The sequence below is a fragment of the Hyalangium ruber genome (assembly GCF_034259325.1).
Lineage (GTDB): Bacteria > Myxococcota > Myxococcia > Myxococcales > Myxococcaceae > Hyalangium_A > Hyalangium_A rubrum.
Map to the genome: position 1 here is coordinate 170,942 of NZ_JAXIVS010000001.1, position 16,307 is coordinate 187,248.

Genomic DNA, 16,307 nt, shown 5'->3' on the forward strand with positions numbered 1-16,307 from the left:
GGACGTCAGTTGTTGGGGGCTCCGGCGAGGATCCAGGAGCGGATTCGGATGAGCTCGCCGGGGTTGGTATCGAAGTAGCTGGTGTCGAGCTGCGGCATCCTGCCGCCACAACCGTCACCGCTGATCTTGAGTACCAGAAGGGACTCGTCGGGCTCCCCGGGCAGCACCCGCGCGAAGGTGCCACACGCCGCGCTGCCATTCCTGTTGACGAGGGAGGCGTAGGAGTTGGCCTCTTGCAGATTCAGACTTCCGGAAGGCCCGGCGCCGGTGTGGCACGTCGTACACGTCGGGCTCCAGATGGGCTGGATGTCCGCGGAGTACGTGGGAAGGTGTACCGGCACCTGCACCGACCGTGTCTCGGACGCAGTGCCATCGGACACCGTGACCTGGAAGGAGTAGGTCGTGTCCTCGCGGAGATCGGGGGAGCGCCACTGCACGACGGACGCCTCGGTGCTCGTGAAGCTTCCCCTGCCCGCGGGGATCGTCGTCCAGGAATAGGAGAGCGGGTCTCCATCCAGGTCGGTGGCGCCGATGAAGAGCGTGACGGCGTCACCCGCGATCAGCCGCGTGGTGGGAGCGGTGACGTTCTCATCCAGGATGGGAGCACGATTGAGGGCGGCGACGTTCGCCACGTCGACGGCCGTCGTTGCCTCGGCCGTGCCCCCGCGTCGGTCCGAGACCGTCACCTTCAAGATGAAGCGTGTGTTGCGAGAGAGGATGGGCGCCTTCCACGTGCGAGTTGCGCCGGCTTCGCCTTCGAAGGTCCCCGAGGGGATGAGGGGAGACTGCGTCCAGGTATAGGTCAGGGAATCCCCATCGGGGTCACTGGCAACCACTGAGAGGGTGGTGCTCGAGCCCTCGTCGAGGGCCGAGCGCGTGGCAGTCACCCCACTGACGGTGGGGACGGAATTGGCGGGGACGGTGAAGGAGAGTGGCTCGGAGCGGGTGGCGTTGCCAGCGGCGTCGTAGGCCCTGGCGGTGAGCTGGTGGCTTCCCGCCAGGGTGGTGGAGGAATCCCAGGTGCATGAGAAGGTCGCTCCGGAGTCCTTGGCGACCTCATCCGCGCAGGCGGGCTTGCCGGAGACGGAGAACTCCACCTTGGCCACCGTCCCGGAGTCATCCTCGGCGGTCGCCTGGAGCGTCCGAGCGCCGGTAACGCTCTCCCCCGCTGCCACGCCACCCGTCACCCGGACATTCGTCGGGACCTCGGCGTCCTCATCCCCTCCCGACTGACACGCGATCCAACCCAGGCTCAGGAGCAGTACCGCATGAAGAGAGGTTCTCGGGAGCCACCGGGTGGAATGAGCCGCGTGCATGTTCGTCCTTGCTCTCAGGCCTCCTCTGGCGCCTGGAGCCCGCGACTATCGCACGAGGTCACCGTCGGCGAGCCTCTTCGCGGCTTGGGCCTTTTCCCATACATCGCGCCAGGAAGGAGCCAATGCCATACGTGAACATCCAGCCCGAGGAGTATCAGCGGCGGAGTCCGATCAGGTGCTCCTGACAAGTTTGAACACGAAACGTTTTATTCCACGTATCCGCCTATTCTCTGCACCGGGCTTCCAATAGTTTCGCGGGTTGGCGCGAGGTTCTGACTTTTCAGAAAAGCTGAGAAGTCGGATTCGAGGAATCCCCCACGAAGAAGCACCTGCGCCGCGGAGAAGCCCATGAGGATGAATCAGTTTGGAGCGCTCGCTGCGTGGCTCGCGTGTGCCACGCCCGCATTCGCGCAGGCCCCCCAGCAGGAGAAGGACGTGTGGATCACCATCGGCACGGATGCACTGCCGATGGTGCGCGAGTCGTTCCGGGCACAGGGGCTGGAGCTGCTGGCCCCGGCGCGTGAGAAGGGAGGCGTGGCGGCGCTGCGCCTCAGCGAGTCGCAGATCGACAAGCTCGCGGGCGTGATGCACGACAAGCTCAACCGGTGCGCCGGCTTCATCGCTCATGACTCTCAAACCAAGGCCCTGGCCGAGGTGGAGCGCGCCAGCGCGCCGCAGCAGTCCCTCGGGACGCTGGCCACCTACACCATCAACAATGGCCCGTCGGTCAACGCGATGCTGAGCGGAGTGCAGGAACTCAACATCCGCAACACCATCAATTCGCTGTCGACCAACTGGACGACGCGCCGCTACAACGTGCAGTCCGGCAAGGATGCGGCCACGTGGTTGAAGGACCAGTGGACGATCCTGGCCAACGGACGCACCGACGTATCCGTCGCGTTCTTCACCCATACCTGGCTGCAGCCGTCCGTCATTGCCACCATCCAGGGAACCACGCTGCCCAACGAGGTCGTGGTGCTCGGCGGGCACCTGGACTCCATCAACGGGAGTAGCTCCACCGCCGCCGCGCCAGGCGCGGATGACGACGCCTCGGGCATCGCCTCCATCACCGAGGTCTTCCGAGTGGCCATGGCCAATGGCTACAAGCCGGCGCGCACGGTGAAGTTCATCGGTTATGCGGCCGAGGAGGCGGGCCTGTATGGCTCGCAGGCCATCGCGAACTGGCACAAGACCAACGCGGTGAACGTGGTGGGCGTGCTGCAACTGGACATGACCAACTACAAGGGCTCCACCTACGACTTCGGCATGGTGACGGACAACACCAACGCCACGCTGAACAGCTTCACCACCAGCCTCATGGCCAGGTATCTGCCGGGGACGACCTACACCAACATCACCTGCGGCTACGGCTGCTCGGACCACGCCTCGTGGAACAGCGCGGGCTTCCCGGCCACGATGCCCTTCGAGGCGACGATGAGCACGGACAACCCGAACATCCACACCGCGAACGACACCCTGTCGGTGACGTCTGGCAACGCGAACAACTCGGTGAAGTTCGCCAAGCTCGGCGTGGCCTTCCTGGGCGAAGTTGCCAAGGGCGCGACCACCGGCAACACGCCTCCGCCGACGGGAGGAGGTCCCATCAACACCGCCACCTTCGACACGACGCTGAAGGCGCCCAAATGCGCCACGGTGAGCGCGGGCTGTGACTCGGGCACGCTGCTCACGGGCCGCGCGGCCCTGGGCCCCGAGGTGAACAAGCCCAACACCATCGGCGCCACCTGCGCGGACGGCACCTCGGGCACCTACCACTCGGACGAGTCGAATGACCGCCTGAAGGTGAGCACGACGAGCGGAGGGAACCTGGCCGCCGGCCAGCAGGTGACGGTCGAGGCCACGGTGTGGGCCTACTCCACCACCTCGGACAAGCTGGACCTTTACTACGCGGCCAACGCCAACAGCCCGGTGTGGACGCTCATCGGCACCTTCAGCCCGAGCGGCACCGGGGCGCGGACGATCAGCGCCACGTACACCCTGCCCACCGGGAGCCTGCAGGCCATCCGCGCCAACTTCCGCTACCAGGGCAGCGCGTCCTCCTGCAGCACGGGCGCGTATGACGACCACGACGACCTGATCTTCGCGGTGCAGTAAGCCCCCTCCCCTTCGGGAGAGGACCGGGGTGGAGGTGACACGTCACCCCGGGTGAAGTCCCGCCCCGGAGCCACGGCGGAGGATGCCGTGGCCCGGGGTTCTCGAGCGAGTGCGCAACTGTGTATATCGTGGCGACCGCACCACCTTGAAAGGACGCGATGGGGACCGAGATCCGCAGCGGGCACGAGGCTCCGGGGGCGCCTGGGCCAGGGCCCCAAGGGAAGCGTTGGCTCAAGTCCCACCACCTGTACATGGCCGTCATCGTGGCGGCCATCGCGGGCGTCATCGTCGGCCTCGCGGCGCCTGAGTTCGCCAAGTCGCTCAAGCCGCTGGGCAGCGGTTTCGTTGGCCTCGTGAAGATGATGATCAGCCCGATCATCTTCTGCACCATCGTGCTGGGCGTCGGCTCGGTGCGGCAGGCGGCGAAGGTCGGGCACGTCGGCGGGCTCGCGCTGGGTTACTTCGTGACCATGTCCACGTTCGCCCTCGCGATCGGGCTCGTGGTAGGCAACCTGCTCCACCCTGGCTCGGACTTGCAGTTCACCGAGGCCCTGCGCGGCTCGGGCGCCAAGGCGAGCAGCGGCGAGGCCAAGGGGACGGCCGACTTCGTCCTGGGCATCATCCCCACGACGCTCGTCTCCCCGCTCGCCTCCGGGGAGGTGCTCCAGGCGCTGCTCGTGGCGCTGCTCGTCGGCTTCGCGGTCCAGGGAATGGGCGAGTCCGGCACTCCCATCCTTCGGACGATCGGCTACTTCCAACGCCTGGTCTTCAAGGTGCTCGCGATGATCATGTGGGTGGCACCCCTGGGGGCGTTCGGTGCCATGGCGGCCGTCGTCGGCGCGACGGGTATCGACGCGCTCAAGAGCCTGGCGGTCATCATGGTGGGCTTCTATGTGACGTGCGCCATCTTCGTGTTCGTGGTGCTGGGAGTGGTACTGCGGGTGGCTACGGGCATGTCGATCTTCCGGCTGCTGCGCTACCTGGGTCGCGAGTTCCTGCTCATCCTCTCGACGTCGTCCTCCGAGACGGCGCTGCCTCGACTCATCGCGAAGATGGAGCACCTGGGCGTCTCTCGCCCCGTCGTGGGTGTCGTCGTGCCGACGGGCTACTCGTTCAACCTCGACGGCACGGCCATCTATCTCACGATGGCCTCGCTGTTCATCGCCGAGGCGCTCGGCAAGCCCCTGGCGCTGGGCGAGCAGATCTCCCTGCTGGTGTTCATGATCATCGCGTCGAAGGGAGCCGCGGGGGTGACGGGAGCCGGCATCGCCACCCTGGCGGGCGGCCTGCAGTCACACCGGCCGGACCTCGTGGATGGCGTGGGGTTCATTATCGGCATCGACCGCTTCATGTCGGAGGCCCGGGCGCTCACGAACTTCGCCGGCAACGCGGTCGCCACCGTGCTCATCGGAGCGTGGACCCGGGAGCTCGACAAGGGCCGGGCAGAGCAGGTGCTCACGGGCCAGCTCCCGTTCGATGAACACCAGCACGATGCCACCGACGCCCACGCGCACGCTCCCGTTGGGAGCCATTAGCCACCGGATAGAGGGATGGCTATGGCGGGGACTCACGGAGCCACGCCGTCACGCGGCGTAGGGTCGCCTCCACCCTCTTGTCCGGCTCCCCCACTGTCCCGGATCGAAAGAGCGAGAGCCCTTCGAGCAGGGCGACCAGGAGCTCCGCGCGTGCATGGGCCTCGGCACGGCTCAGTCCCGGCGAGGCCTCGCGCAGCCACTGGGCCACCGCGTCGACATAGCGCACATAGAAGGCGCGCAGCTCCGCGGCGATAGCGGGCTCTCGTGCCGCCATCGCCCACAAGTCGTAGAAGAGCCGGTAGCTGTTCGGATCCTTCTGGTCTTCCAGGAGGGGCTCCAGCGCCACTTCGAGCGTCCGAGCTGAGCCTGTCGCTCCCCCGACCCGCGCCTCGACCCGGGCCGTTGCCCGCTCCAGGACCCGCGCGAGCAAGGCGCGCACCAACGCCTCGCGGGTGGCGAAGTAGTACTGCAGATTGCCCAGGCGGATGCCGGCCCGCTGGGCGACCCCACGCAGGGTAAGGGCCGCGTGTCCCTCCTCCACGAGCAGCTTCTCGGCGGCATCGAGGATCGCCTCGCTCCGCTCCTGGCCCTTGCGGGACGCACCGCGCGTGCTCATGCCGCCTGCACCAGGGCGTTCTGCTCGGGACGCACCTCGAACTCCACGCCGCAAGAGCGCAGCGCCGCGAGCACTCGCTCCGGAGCGGGCACTTGCTCCGGGAAGGCGACTCCCACCGGGGGCGGGGCGCCATCCAGGCCGAGCGCCCGCTCCAGGGCCAGGGTCGCTCCCACGGCCGTCAGGTGTGCCTGGCCTCGTTCATCCACGAGCGTGGCATCGCGCGACTCCGAACCGTGGGAGACCTCGACGCGGATCACCGCCTTTCCCCCCTTGCCGGAGCCACGGAGCAGGGCCCGGCGCAGGTTCTGGAAGCGCTCGCCTCGGAAGAGATGGAAGAGACCCAGCCCCTGAAGGACCTGAAGGGCGATCGTCGCCGACTCATCCGTCAACCCGATGCGCGTGGAGACCGTCCGGGCACCGAGCACCAAGGGCAACGTGAGCTGCTCGGGGGTGTCGAGCCGAAGCACCCGGCGCGGGCGGCCCGCGAGCTCGGGCCTTCGCGCTCCGGTCAGCGGCTCGACAAGGCGGCGCCGTCCTTCCTCCACGATCTCGAACGGGAGCCCCATGCGGTCCATGAACTCGATGGAGTCCTCGCCCGCGCGGTCCGCGAGATCATACAGGATGGAGGTCTCCACCGAGGTGGCGCCCCCGAGTTCCCGGGCCAGCGCCGCGCCCACCAACGGAACAACTCCACCCATCCATCCCGAGGCCAGGACGACAGGGGCCCGGGGAGGCTCCACCGCCATCAGCGCGAGCGCCTGCTGCATGCGCGCCGTCCAGCGGGTGATGTCCACATAGGGAATGCCCGCGCGCACGCACGCGCGCAGCAGGCGGTCCGTTGGGTCGTTCACCAGGGCGACGACTGCCCGCGCGGAGAAGTCGAGAGGAGCCGAGCTGGAGAGATCCACCGTGAGAAGCTCCGCCTCCACCTCCCGCGCCAGAGCCTCGCCCCGGCCGGGCGTCCTTCCGGCGAGCGCCAGTGATAGCGCGGAGTGACGGGCTCGAAGCAGCCGAGCCACCTCGCTGCCCACCACGCCATATCCCCCGACGAGCACCACGGGTCCCTCTGGGGACCACCGCGGCGAATCCGATGTGCCGGCTTCTCGAGTATCCATGAGCCTCATTTAGGTCATTTGACCTATTTTCGCAAGGACCCGAGACCCGAAGGGGCAAGAAGGCCCTCCCTCCCCCCTCCCCGGAGTGACGAGTCGAGGCGTCGCGGTTCCTCGCACAACAGGCCTGCGGAGACCGTTGACCCATGAGGAGCACTTCCACAGAGTGGCGGGGAAGGAGGATTCAGGTGTCCACGGGCTCGCTCCCGGTCCCCAACCGGGAATGCGCTTCAGCGTCCTGAACAACGAGAGTGAAATGAATATCGCGAAATCCAAAGACGGGACGAGGTTGGCGTATGACGTTTCGGGCCAGGGCCCTGCACTTGTCTACGTGACGGGTGCGACCTGTTTCCGGCGGTTCTTTCCCATCGTGAAAGACGCCAAAATATTCGCTGAAAAATTCAAGGTTTACACTTACGACCGCCGGGGGCGCGGCGACAGCGAAGACACTCAACCTTACTCCCTCGAGCGGGAGATCGAGGACCTTGAAGCCATTATCGATGCGGCAGGAGGATCCGCCTTTGTCTACGGCCATTCCTCTGGGGCGGTGTTGGCTCTCGAGGCGGCTTTACGGATCCCCCATAAGGTCGCGAAGGTTTTCCTTTATGACGCCGCCTACCTTCATCGCGAGGAGGAAAGAGAGCAATACACCGGCTTGGAACGAGAGGTTTCGAGTCTTCTGCGTCAGAGCAAGAATGGACAAGCGGTCAAGCGGTTCCTGATTGGAATCGGTATGCCGAAAGCCTTCGCCTACCTGATCCCCCTCATGCCGGGATGGAAACAGATCAAAGGCTTGGCGCCGACCCTTATGTACGACATCGCTTTGACACGTGATTTGCCGCCTTTGGATCGAGCGAAGCAGGTGAAGATCCCCATCCAGATCACCTACGGCGAGAAGAGCCCCGAGAGCATGCACGGTGTCTCGAACCAACTCGCGAACGCCATTGCCGGCTCCATTCTTTGCCGAGTACCCAAGCAAGACCATATGGTTGATGCCAAGATCCTGTTGCCCATTCTGTCTGAATTTTTCGAAAGGAGAGCGTCATGAAGCAGCGAATGAACATGGCAACCGTGGCACCTGGGGCATTCCAGGCCATGCTGGGTTTGGAGAACTACCTGCATGGGTGCGGCCTGGGGGAGCCGTTGCTGCTGCTCATCAAGCTCCGCGCCTCACAGCTCAACGGCTGCGCTTACTGCATCGACATGCACTGGAAGGATGCGCGGGCCCTGGGGGAGACAGAGCAGCGGCTGTACGGGCTGGATGCCTGGGAGGAGAGCCCGTACTACACCGAGCGTGAGCGGGCAGCGCTGCGGTGGACCGAGTCCGTCACGAAGCTGGCACCGGGGCACGTGCCGGACTCCGTCTACGAGGCCGTGAAGCCCCACTTCTCCGAGAAGGAACTGGCCGACCTGACGCTGGCCGTGGCCACCATCAACGCGTGGAACCGGATCGTCATCTCCAGCCGCACGGTCCCCGGTGGATACACCCCGGGGACGTACTCCCCGAAGAAGCCCTAGCCGCTCTGCGTCACTTCTTTTTCGGAGAGCGACCGATGAGTTTGGCGGAGCGCGGGAGTCCATGGGGCAAGGCTCACGCAGGAGCCCACTACCCAAGGGAGTGCCATGGCAGAGAAGTTCGCGAGCATCGATGACTACATCCGCGCATGCCCCAAAGACGTCCAGGTCATCCTCAAGAAGGTCCGGCAGTCGATCCGGAAGGTGCTGCCTACAGCCGACGAGAAGATCAAGTACGGGATGCCGGCGCTCATGCTCGACGACCGGCATGCGGTGTATTTCGCTGCCTGGAAACGCCATATCGGTCTCTACCCGATCTACCGCTCCAACGCTCCCATAGAGGAGGAACTCGCGCCCTATCGCGACGCGAAGGACACCCTCAAGTTTCCGCTGAACAAGCCGGTCCCCTACGACCTCATCGAGCGGGTCGTCGCCCACCTCGTGAAGCAGCGAGGTGCGGCGACATAGGCCATCTCCCGGGGCGCCTGATACCTTCGAAGGTCCGTGCCCTCCTGCCCTTCCTGAGCGAACGGTTCGGAGGCACGCCACCCTGGAAGCGAATCGGAGATTGAAGATGGCCGTCACGAGTCCCACGAAGATTGTAGTCATCGGCAGTGGTCTCATGGGGAGCGCACTGGCGCGAGCCTTCGCAGTGGCGGGTCACGAAGTCGCTGTTTGGAACAGGACTCCAGGCAAAGCCAAGAACGTAGGCGGTGGAACTCTCGCGTTCGAGAACCTGATCGAGGCCGTATCGGGACGAGAGCTCGTCGTCGTCTCTTTGTCCAACTATGCCGCCTGCTCCGAGCTGTTCTCTTCGGAGGGAGTCTCCTCGGCACTGGCCGGAAAGACCCTCGTTCAGCTCACCAGCGGCTCACCCGCGGACGCTCGCGAGGCGCTGACGTGGGCAACGGCAAACGGCGTGGACTACCTGGACGCCGCGATCCTCGCCTACCCGAGCTTCGTCGCCACCGATTACGCGACGGTTTTCTACGCCGGCTCGCGCTCGGTCTTCGACCGGCACCTCGAAACCCTCCAGGCGATCGCCAAGAATTCGGTCTACGTCGATGAAAAGATCGGGTCCGCCGCGACTCTCGACTGCGCGATTCTCGGGTCTTACTACGGGAGCTCGCTGGCGCTCCTCCATGCCGCGGCGATGTGCAAGGCTGAAGGTCTCGACCCGAAGACCTTTTTCTCCCACAAGAACTCCTTCCTCGGTTTGATCTCCGTCACCGCCGATGCCGCGCAGGGAATGATCGATCGCAACGATTTTTCGGGTGACCAGTGCAGTCTCAATACCCACGTCGCTGCCATCGAGCACATCGTCCGGCTGAGCAGGGATGCCAGCATCAGCGCGCGCTTCCCGAACGAGCTGCTCGACAATTACAAGCGAGCCATCAGCGCAGGCTTGGGTGGCCAGGAATTGCCAGCTGTGTTCCGTACCCTGATGCAGGATTGACGCGCGTGGACAATGGATCACTCCGAGGGCTCACCATGAGTTCCCGCCCACGCACCCTTCTTGCGATCACGCTCACCGCCGCAGCCAGCACGGCATCCTGTGCCTTCGTGGGGAAGAGCCCTCCAGCGCACTCCATGTGCGATGGACCTCGCGGCTCGCGGGCTCAGCTCAAGACCCCCATCATGGCCTTGAACGGCGGCCCACGGATGGATGAACCCTTCGAGTGCTCCCGGTCGAGCGGCATGGACCGGGGCGCTTACCTCCGCGTCTATGGTCAGGGGCATCGGCCACCACTTCGGAATCTCCGTGCGAGGGATCGACTGCAACTCCGTGCCCATCTGATGCATCGTCGTTCATCACCTGCCGTGAGCCTGGGGCCGTAGCATCACGCACGGCAAGAAGTTGCCCGGGAGCGCTTGCCGGCGGGCAAGAACTTGCCGCCGGGGCACCACCGCCACACTCGTCAGGCAGCCGGCACGAAGGATGCTTTGGAAGGAGCACAGGCCCGCATCATGTGGGCCGGTTCTCAAGGACTCTTCCGACATGCCCTCCCTTGCTCGCGCATTACCCGACTGGAAGCCCCTCTGGCTGGCGCTGGCTGCCACAGCCCCGCTGCTCCTGCCGGGCACCAGTCACGCGGCCACGACCTGCGCCGAGGTGCGCGCGCAGAACCCCTCGGCCGGGGATGGAACCTACTCCCTCACGCTCGGCGGCCAGCAGGTAGCGGTGCATTGCCACGACATGGCCGGCACGCCGCGGGAGTACCTGACGCTGCCCAGTACCGGCAGCACCACCAACTACTCCTATTACGGCAGAGGGCCGAACACGGCGCCTGGCGGGCAGACGACCTGGTACACCAAGGCGCGCTTCGACCCCGCGGCGCTCGCGCTCACGCTCGATGACACCACCTTCGCCACGAGCGAGGGCTGGAAGCGCTTCGGTAACACCTACGTCTACAGCAGCGCGCTGGCGGGCGCGGGCGACTGCGTGAACACCTATTCCCAGACCGGCCGGGGCAACGTCGATCTGACGGGCACACCCTTCGACATCGTGCCTGGCCAGTTCCGGATCGAAGGGAACGTGGCGGCGGGCTCGGCCACCTTCAGCGGCCCCCAGATCGTCAACCTCACGGGCGGTGGCTACTGCGGCGGCATCGGCACCGGCAACAACCAGCTGCGGCTCGCCTGGCGGTCCGCTCCGCCGGAGCCGTGTGATTCGGGTGAGCCCAGCATCGTGCTCAATGGCTACCCGGAGCTGACGCTGGAGTGCGGCTCGGCTCCTTACAGCGATCCGGGTGCACAGGCATTCGATGGGTGCGGCAATCCGATTCAGGTGCATGCCTACAACACGGGGACGGACGCGTCCGGGCCGGGCCCCAACACGAGCGCCGAGGGCTCGTACTCGGTCTCGTATGCGGCGTGGGATGCGCAGGGACACACGGTGAGCGCCCTCCGGACCGTGAACGTGGAGGACCGGACGGCTCCGACGCTCACGCTCAACGGGCCCGGGCACAGCGTGCATACGTGTGGCAGCCCGTGGGTGGACCCGGGCGCGAGCGCGACGGATGCATGCTACGGAAACCTGACGTCCCAGGTGGAGCGCTCGGGTGAGGTGAACGGCTGGGCCGCGGGCCAGTACACGGTGACGTACACGCTGACGGACAGCGGCGGGAACAGCGCCGCCCCCGTGACGCGCACCGTGGACGTCGTCGACTGTCCCTGGTGAGTCCCGGTACAGCCACCCGGGTAAAGGCATCCGTGTTGCAGCGGGCTAAACTCGGCCCGCTGCTGGCTTGTTCCCAAGGACTCCCAGACATGACACCCCGCGCGCGCTCCTCCCTACATCGCAAGCCCCTCTGGCTGGCATTGGCCTCGGCAGCCACGCTGCTCCTGCCCGGCAGCAGCCACGCGGTCGCCTCTTGCGCCGAGATTCGCGCGGGGAATCCCATTGCCGGGGACTCGACCTACACGCTCGGGCTCGGCGGCCAGCCGGTGGATGTGTTCTGCCACGACATGGCTGGCACGCCGCGGGAATACCTGACGCTGCCCAATACCGGGAGCGCCTTCAACTACACGCACTACGGTGTTAGCGATAACACGTCTCCTACCGGTCAGACGACGTGGTTCACCAAGGTGCGCTTCAACCCCGCGACACTCACGCTCCTGCTCGACGACACCACCTTCTCCACGAGCGAGGGCTGGATGCAATTCGGAGAATTGTATATCTACGTCAACCCGCTGGGGGGCGCGAGCGACTGCGTGACTTTCGGGTCCGTGACCGGCCGGGGCAACATCGACCTGAGGGGCACCCCCTTCGACATCGTGCTCGATCAGTTCGTGCTCGGTGGAAACGAACCCGCGGGCTCCGCTACCTTCAGCGGCACTCAGATCGTCAACCTCACGGGCGGTGGCTACTGCGGCGGCATCGGCGCCCGTGAGAACCGCTTGCGGCTCAACTTGCGGTCGGCTCCGGAGCGCGAGCCAGAGCTGGTCCACCGCTATGGCTTCACCACCAGCGGTGAAGACTCCGTGGGCGGCGCGCATGGCACCCTCGAGGGTGGCGCCACGATTGCCAACGGCGAGGTGGTCCTGCCCGGAGAGGGCGCCTACGTACACCTGCCCATCGGCGGAACCCTCTCCAAACTCCAGGATGCGACCTTCGAAATCTGGGTGAAGTGGAGCCATTCCGAGGCGCCGCTCTGGGGGCGCATCTTCGACTTCAACGACAACACGCAGCTTTCCATGTACCTGGCCTCGACCCAGTACTCGAAGCTCCTCTTTGGCATCACTGCCCCGCGTGAGCGCGAGGCGATGATGGTCGCGAGCCACTCCCAGTACCCGTGGGAAGAGCTCACCCATCTGGTGGTGACCATGGACCATACGGAAAGGATCACCCGCTTGTATGTCAATGGCCTGGAGGTGGCACGCGGGAGCACGGCGCTCACCCCGGCCAGCCTGGGCGCCACCCCGAACGCCTGGTTGGGCCGCTCGCTGGATCCGCTGACCCCCTTCTTCAAGGGTGCCATCTCGGAGCTCCGCATCTACCGGACGGTCCTGTCACCGAGCCGCATCGCTGCCCACTTCAACGCGGGGGATCTCCCGCGAGTGCTGGCGACAACCATCAGCGAAGGACCCGCCAACCCCACCAGCCAGGACGCCACCCCTTTCGTCTTCAACGCCAACGTGCAGGACCTCCGCTACCAGTGCAGCGTGGATGAGGCCCTCTTCCAGCCCTGCACATCTCCGTTCGTCCCCCCGTCCCTCAGCGACGGCTCACATACCTTTCGGGTCCAGGCGCGCGACACGATGGGCAACATCGAGCCCTCGCCCACCACCTACTCCTGGAGAGTGGACAAGACGCCTCCCGAGACGGGCTTCGCCTCGACTCCCGAGCCTGCTACCCGTTTGCGAAACCCCACCTTCTCGTTCACCTCCAACGAGTCCCGCATCACCTTCGAGTGCAGCCTGGACGGAGCGGCCTTCACCGAATGCCCTGGCGTCTTCCCTGCGCTGGACGATGGCGAACATCGGCTCGCCGTCCGAGCGCGCGACGAGGTAGGCAATGTGGACCCCGATGCAGCCCAGCATGCCTGGATGGTGGATACCGTGGCGCCTCTGGAGCCCGCTCTCCTGGAGCCAGCTCCGGGGCAGGAACTCTTCACGGCAAAGCCTGGCTTCTCCGGCACCGCCGAGCCCGGCACGAGCGTGACGCTCCTCATCGACGGCGTTGAGGCCGGCTCGGTTCGAGCAGACGATCAAGGCGTCTGGAGGAGCCTGCCCGAGGCTTCTCTTCCCTGGGGAGCGCACCGCGTCTCCGCCAAAGCCACCGACAAGGCTGGCAACATCGGTCCCCTTCTCCCCGAGGTACACTTCGCCACCTCACGGCGCAGCGCCTACGCCTTGGGCTGCGCTGCCGGCTCCACCTCATGGCAGGGCTCCTGGCCATGGGCCCTGCTGCTGCTCGGGCTCCTGAGGCCGCGCCCTCGTCCGCCGCATCGCGCTCCATTACATTGAGGCGGTAATGGCTGGCGGACAGGCTGCCACCCATCCGTCCGGGTGTACCGTGTCGTGATATGACGTGAAGAGGCTCTCTTCACGTCATGAGCGCACGCGCCTCCCTCTCCTGCAGCACCTGTGGCAACTCAGTGCCCGTGGGAGCGATGGTGTGCCCTCACGATGGAACGCTCGTCCCTGACGCGATGTTGGGCCAGCACCTCGGCGAGTACGTGGTGCGCCGGCATATCGGCAGCGGGGGCATGGGCATTGTCTACGAGGGTGAGCACCTCACCATCGGCCGCAAGGTCGCCATCAAGCTCATCCGCGAAGAGCAATCCCAGGGGGCCCATGCCCGCGGGCTGCTGGCCGAGGCCCGCGCGGCCAGCGCCATCCGCCACCACGGGATCATCGACATCTTCGGCTTCGGTCAGCAGCCGGGTGTCGGCCAGTATCTCGTCATGGAGTACCTGGAGGGCAGCCCCCTCAATGAGCGCCTCCAGGCCCACACGCCCCTGCCCCTTACCGAGGCCGTCGCGCTGCTCTGCGAGGTGCTCGACGCGCTCTCCGCCGCGCACGCCGTGGGCGTCATCCATCGGGACCTCAAGCCGAGCAATATCTTCGTTGCCCGGCAATCCAACGGGACCGAGTCCATCAAGGTGCTCGACTTCGGGCTCGCCAAGCGCAGCACCACCCCCCAGGGCACCATCCCGCAGACGCACTCGGACGTCGTCGTCGGCACGCCCCAGTACATGTCGCCAGAGCAGGCCCTCTGCGAGGCGGTGAGCCCCCAGACGGATCTCTATGCGGTGGGTGTCATCGCCTTCGAGCTGCTCACGGGGCAGCGGCCCTTCACCGGCCGCTCTCCCATGGAGATCGTCGCCCACCACCTGAAGACGCCTCCGCCCGCGCCCTCGTTGCTCGTGGAGCTGCCCCCCGAGCTCGATGCGCTCGTCCTTCAGCTGCTCGCCAAGGAGCCCCAGCGGCGTCCAGGCTCGGCCAGCGAGGTGGCGAGCCAGCTCAGGAAGCTGCTCCCGTCTCGGGAAGGCTCCGGCCTGCACTCAGGGCCTCGGAGCGCCCGTGCGCTCACCGCCGTCGAGCATCCACCGGCCACACCTCCCACGGCGACACTGCAACCTGCTCCGGGCATTCCGAGCCCCAAGGCCACACCTCCCAAGCGAAGGTCGCTCTGGGGGTGGAGCGCGGCGGCAGGTGGCGTCCTGACACTGGTCTTCGGGCTGGGCGCGGTCATGACTCGCGAGTCCCATCCGCCGGCCCCACTCATCCCCGCTCCGTCTCTCGTGGCGCAGCCCGCGACGAGCCCCTCCCTCACCCAGGTGGTGCTCCAGCCGCCGCGCTCCGAGCCGGAACCGATCCAGGCCCTCGCTCCCGCTCCCGTACCCACGGCGACAGTCAGGCGTCGAGAGGCCGCGCCCTCCCCCGCCAGGCGGAAGGCGCCCGTGGTGCCTCCGCCCGCCGACGCTCTCGCTGCTTCGGTCCAGCCCGTGTCCGCACCTCCCGTGCCCGCGCTACCCGAGCCCGCCCCTCCCGAGCCTGCTCCGCAGCCAGCGGCGACCGGGATCCTCCACCTCGTGATGAAGGGGACCTGGGCGGATGTCTGGGTGGATGGGCAGAAGCTCGGACGCGTGCCCCCCACCCACAGCTACACGCTGTCCGCGGGTGCGCATGAGCTCGAGCTCCGCAACCCGGCCTTCGCGAACTATCGGCGCACACTCGTCATCCCCGCCGGCGGCAAGCTGCAACACATCGCTGACCTGAGCGCCGAGGCTTCCTCCCACTCGCCATGAAGCTCCGCCCTGGGCTGTTCATGGTGGTGGCGCTCCTGCTGGTTTCAGGTTCCGCCTCGGCGCAGACGACGGGAATCGAGCACTACGAGTATGGGAACTTCGAGGCAGCGGCCCGGCGGTTCGAGCAGGAGCTGGCCGATCCTCAACTGCCCTCCGAGAGCCGGGCGCTGACCCGCATCTACCTGGCGGCCGCCCTGTACGCCCTGGGGCAGGAGAAGGAGGCTCGGAAACCGCTGGAGGTGCTCGCGCGTGAGCACCCCGAGGTGCGGGTGGATCCCGTGCGCTTCCCGCCAGAGCTGGTGTCACTCGCCGAGCTCATCCGCCAGCAGGTCGAGTCCGGGCGACAGCTCGCCATCCAAGAGGCCGCGCTTCAGAAGGCGCGAGAGAAAGCGCAGCGGCGAGCCGTCCTTGCGGTTTCCAGCACGCTGAGACCCGAGGCGCTTGGCCTCTTCGAAGCCGTGGATCGTCGGTGGACCTTGGGGGTGGGACTCACCTTCCAGCACGGCTCCCTGGAAGGCAGCATCCGCATGATGCTGGGCCATCCCCCGCTCTTCCAGGTGCAAGGCGGCGTGCTCCCGGGCTACGGAGTCTTGAGACCCTTCCTGGGCTTGCGAGCCAGCCTGCTGCCCGGGCAGCAGACCTATGGCGTAGGGCCCGTGCTCGGTGGGCGCATCGCGCTGCCAGCCGGCCTCGTGGGCGTGGTAGATCTGGGAGCCGATTACTTCTTCACCCGCCGGGACGATCTCCAGCGCTTCGCCGTCACGGCCCATGCAGGGCTCGGCTTCGATCTACGCCTGCCGTGACAGGAGCCCTGCCTCGACTGGAGGTGAGTTCATGCCGAGGGA

The 16,307-nt window shown here is 66.4% G+C and carries 13 protein-coding genes; 10 read left to right on the forward strand and 3 right to left on the reverse strand.

The genetic code is table 11. From position 1 onward, the window contains the following. Positions 1–5: 5 nt before the first annotated feature. On the reverse strand, positions 6–1,175 hold the full coding sequence (locus SYV04_RS00745) for an Ig-like domain-containing protein (RefSeq protein WP_321543607.1): 1,170 nt from the start codon (positions 1,173–1,175) through the stop codon (positions 6–8). Between the two features lie 495 nt (positions 1,176–1,670). On the opposite strand from SYV04_RS00745, the gene SYV04_RS00750 reads away from it, so the two are divergent. Then, positions 1,671–3,428: a M20/M25/M40 family metallo-hydrolase gene (locus SYV04_RS00750; RefSeq protein ID WP_321543608.1), complete on the forward strand. Its 1,758-nt coding sequence runs from the start codon at positions 1,671–1,673 to the stop codon at positions 3,426–3,428. 158 nt (positions 3,429–3,586) lie between these two features. Next, positions 3,587–4,963: a cation:dicarboxylate symporter family transporter gene (locus SYV04_RS00755; RefSeq protein WP_321543609.1), complete on the forward strand. Its 1,377-nt coding sequence runs from the start codon at positions 3,587–3,589 to the stop codon at positions 4,961–4,963. Between the two features lie 19 nt (positions 4,964–4,982). Here SYV04_RS00755 and SYV04_RS00760 read toward each other — a convergent pair whose 3' ends face one another. Further along, positions 4,983–5,579: a TetR/AcrR family transcriptional regulator gene (locus SYV04_RS00760; RefSeq protein ID WP_321543610.1), complete on the reverse strand. Its 597-nt coding sequence runs from the start codon at positions 5,577–5,579 to the stop codon at positions 4,983–4,985. Next, a complete protein-coding gene (locus tag SYV04_RS00765) occupies positions 5,576–6,637 on the reverse strand; it encodes a saccharopine dehydrogenase family protein (RefSeq protein ID WP_321543611.1) in 1,062 nt (353 codons plus the stop codon). Before SYV04_RS00765 ends, SYV04_RS00760 begins: the two co-directional genes overlap by 4 nt. 220 nt (positions 6,638–6,857) lie before the next feature. On the opposite strand from SYV04_RS00765, the gene SYV04_RS00770 reads away from it, so the two are divergent. The 8 genes from SYV04_RS00770 (at position 6,858) to SYV04_RS00805 (ending at position 16,265) form a co-directional block, all read left to right on the forward strand. Next, a complete protein-coding gene (locus SYV04_RS00770) occupies positions 6,858–7,739 on the forward strand; it encodes an alpha/beta fold hydrolase (RefSeq protein WP_321543612.1) in 882 nt (293 codons plus the stop codon). Next, the gene (locus SYV04_RS00775) at positions 7,736–8,209 is read left to right on the forward strand and encodes a carboxymuconolactone decarboxylase family protein (protein ID WP_321543613.1); all 474 of its coding nucleotides are present in this window, start codon (positions 7,736–7,738) and stop codon (positions 8,207–8,209) included. Before SYV04_RS00770 ends, SYV04_RS00775 begins: the two co-directional genes overlap by 4 nt. A 105-nt stretch (positions 8,210–8,314) precedes the next feature. Then, on the forward strand, positions 8,315–8,674 hold the full coding sequence (locus tag SYV04_RS00780; protein ID WP_321543614.1) for an iron chaperone: 360 nt from the start codon (positions 8,315–8,317) through the stop codon (positions 8,672–8,674). Positions 8,675–8,780: 106 nt separating this feature from the next. Next, the gene (locus tag SYV04_RS00785; RefSeq protein ID WP_321543615.1) at positions 8,781–9,662 is read left to right on the forward strand and encodes an NAD(P)-dependent oxidoreductase; all 882 of its coding nucleotides are present in this window, start codon (positions 8,781–8,783) and stop codon (positions 9,660–9,662) included. Positions 9,663–10,205: 543 nt separating this feature from the next. Next, on the forward strand, positions 10,206–11,387 hold the full coding sequence (locus tag SYV04_RS00790) for an immunoglobulin-like domain-containing protein (protein WP_321543616.1): 1,182 nt from the start codon (positions 10,206–10,208) through the stop codon (positions 11,385–11,387). A gap of 89 nt (positions 11,388–11,476) precedes the next feature. Next, positions 11,477–13,675 carry a LamG-like jellyroll fold domain-containing protein gene (locus tag SYV04_RS00795; protein WP_321543617.1) on the forward strand — a complete coding sequence of 733 codons (2,199 nt, stop codon included), beginning with the start codon at positions 11,477–11,479 and terminating at the stop codon, positions 13,673–13,675. A gap of 86 nt (positions 13,676–13,761) precedes the next feature. Next, positions 13,762–15,462: a serine/threonine-protein kinase gene (locus tag SYV04_RS00800; RefSeq protein ID WP_321543618.1), complete on the forward strand. Its 1,701-nt coding sequence runs from the start codon at positions 13,762–13,764 to the stop codon at positions 15,460–15,462. Beyond that, positions 15,459–16,265 carry an outer membrane protein assembly factor BamD gene (locus SYV04_RS00805; protein ID WP_321543619.1) on the forward strand — a complete coding sequence of 269 codons (807 nt, stop codon included), beginning with the start codon at positions 15,459–15,461 and terminating at the stop codon, positions 16,263–16,265. The genes SYV04_RS00800 and SYV04_RS00805 overlap by 4 nt, the downstream gene beginning before the upstream one ends. Positions 16,266–16,307 lie beyond the last annotated feature (42 nt).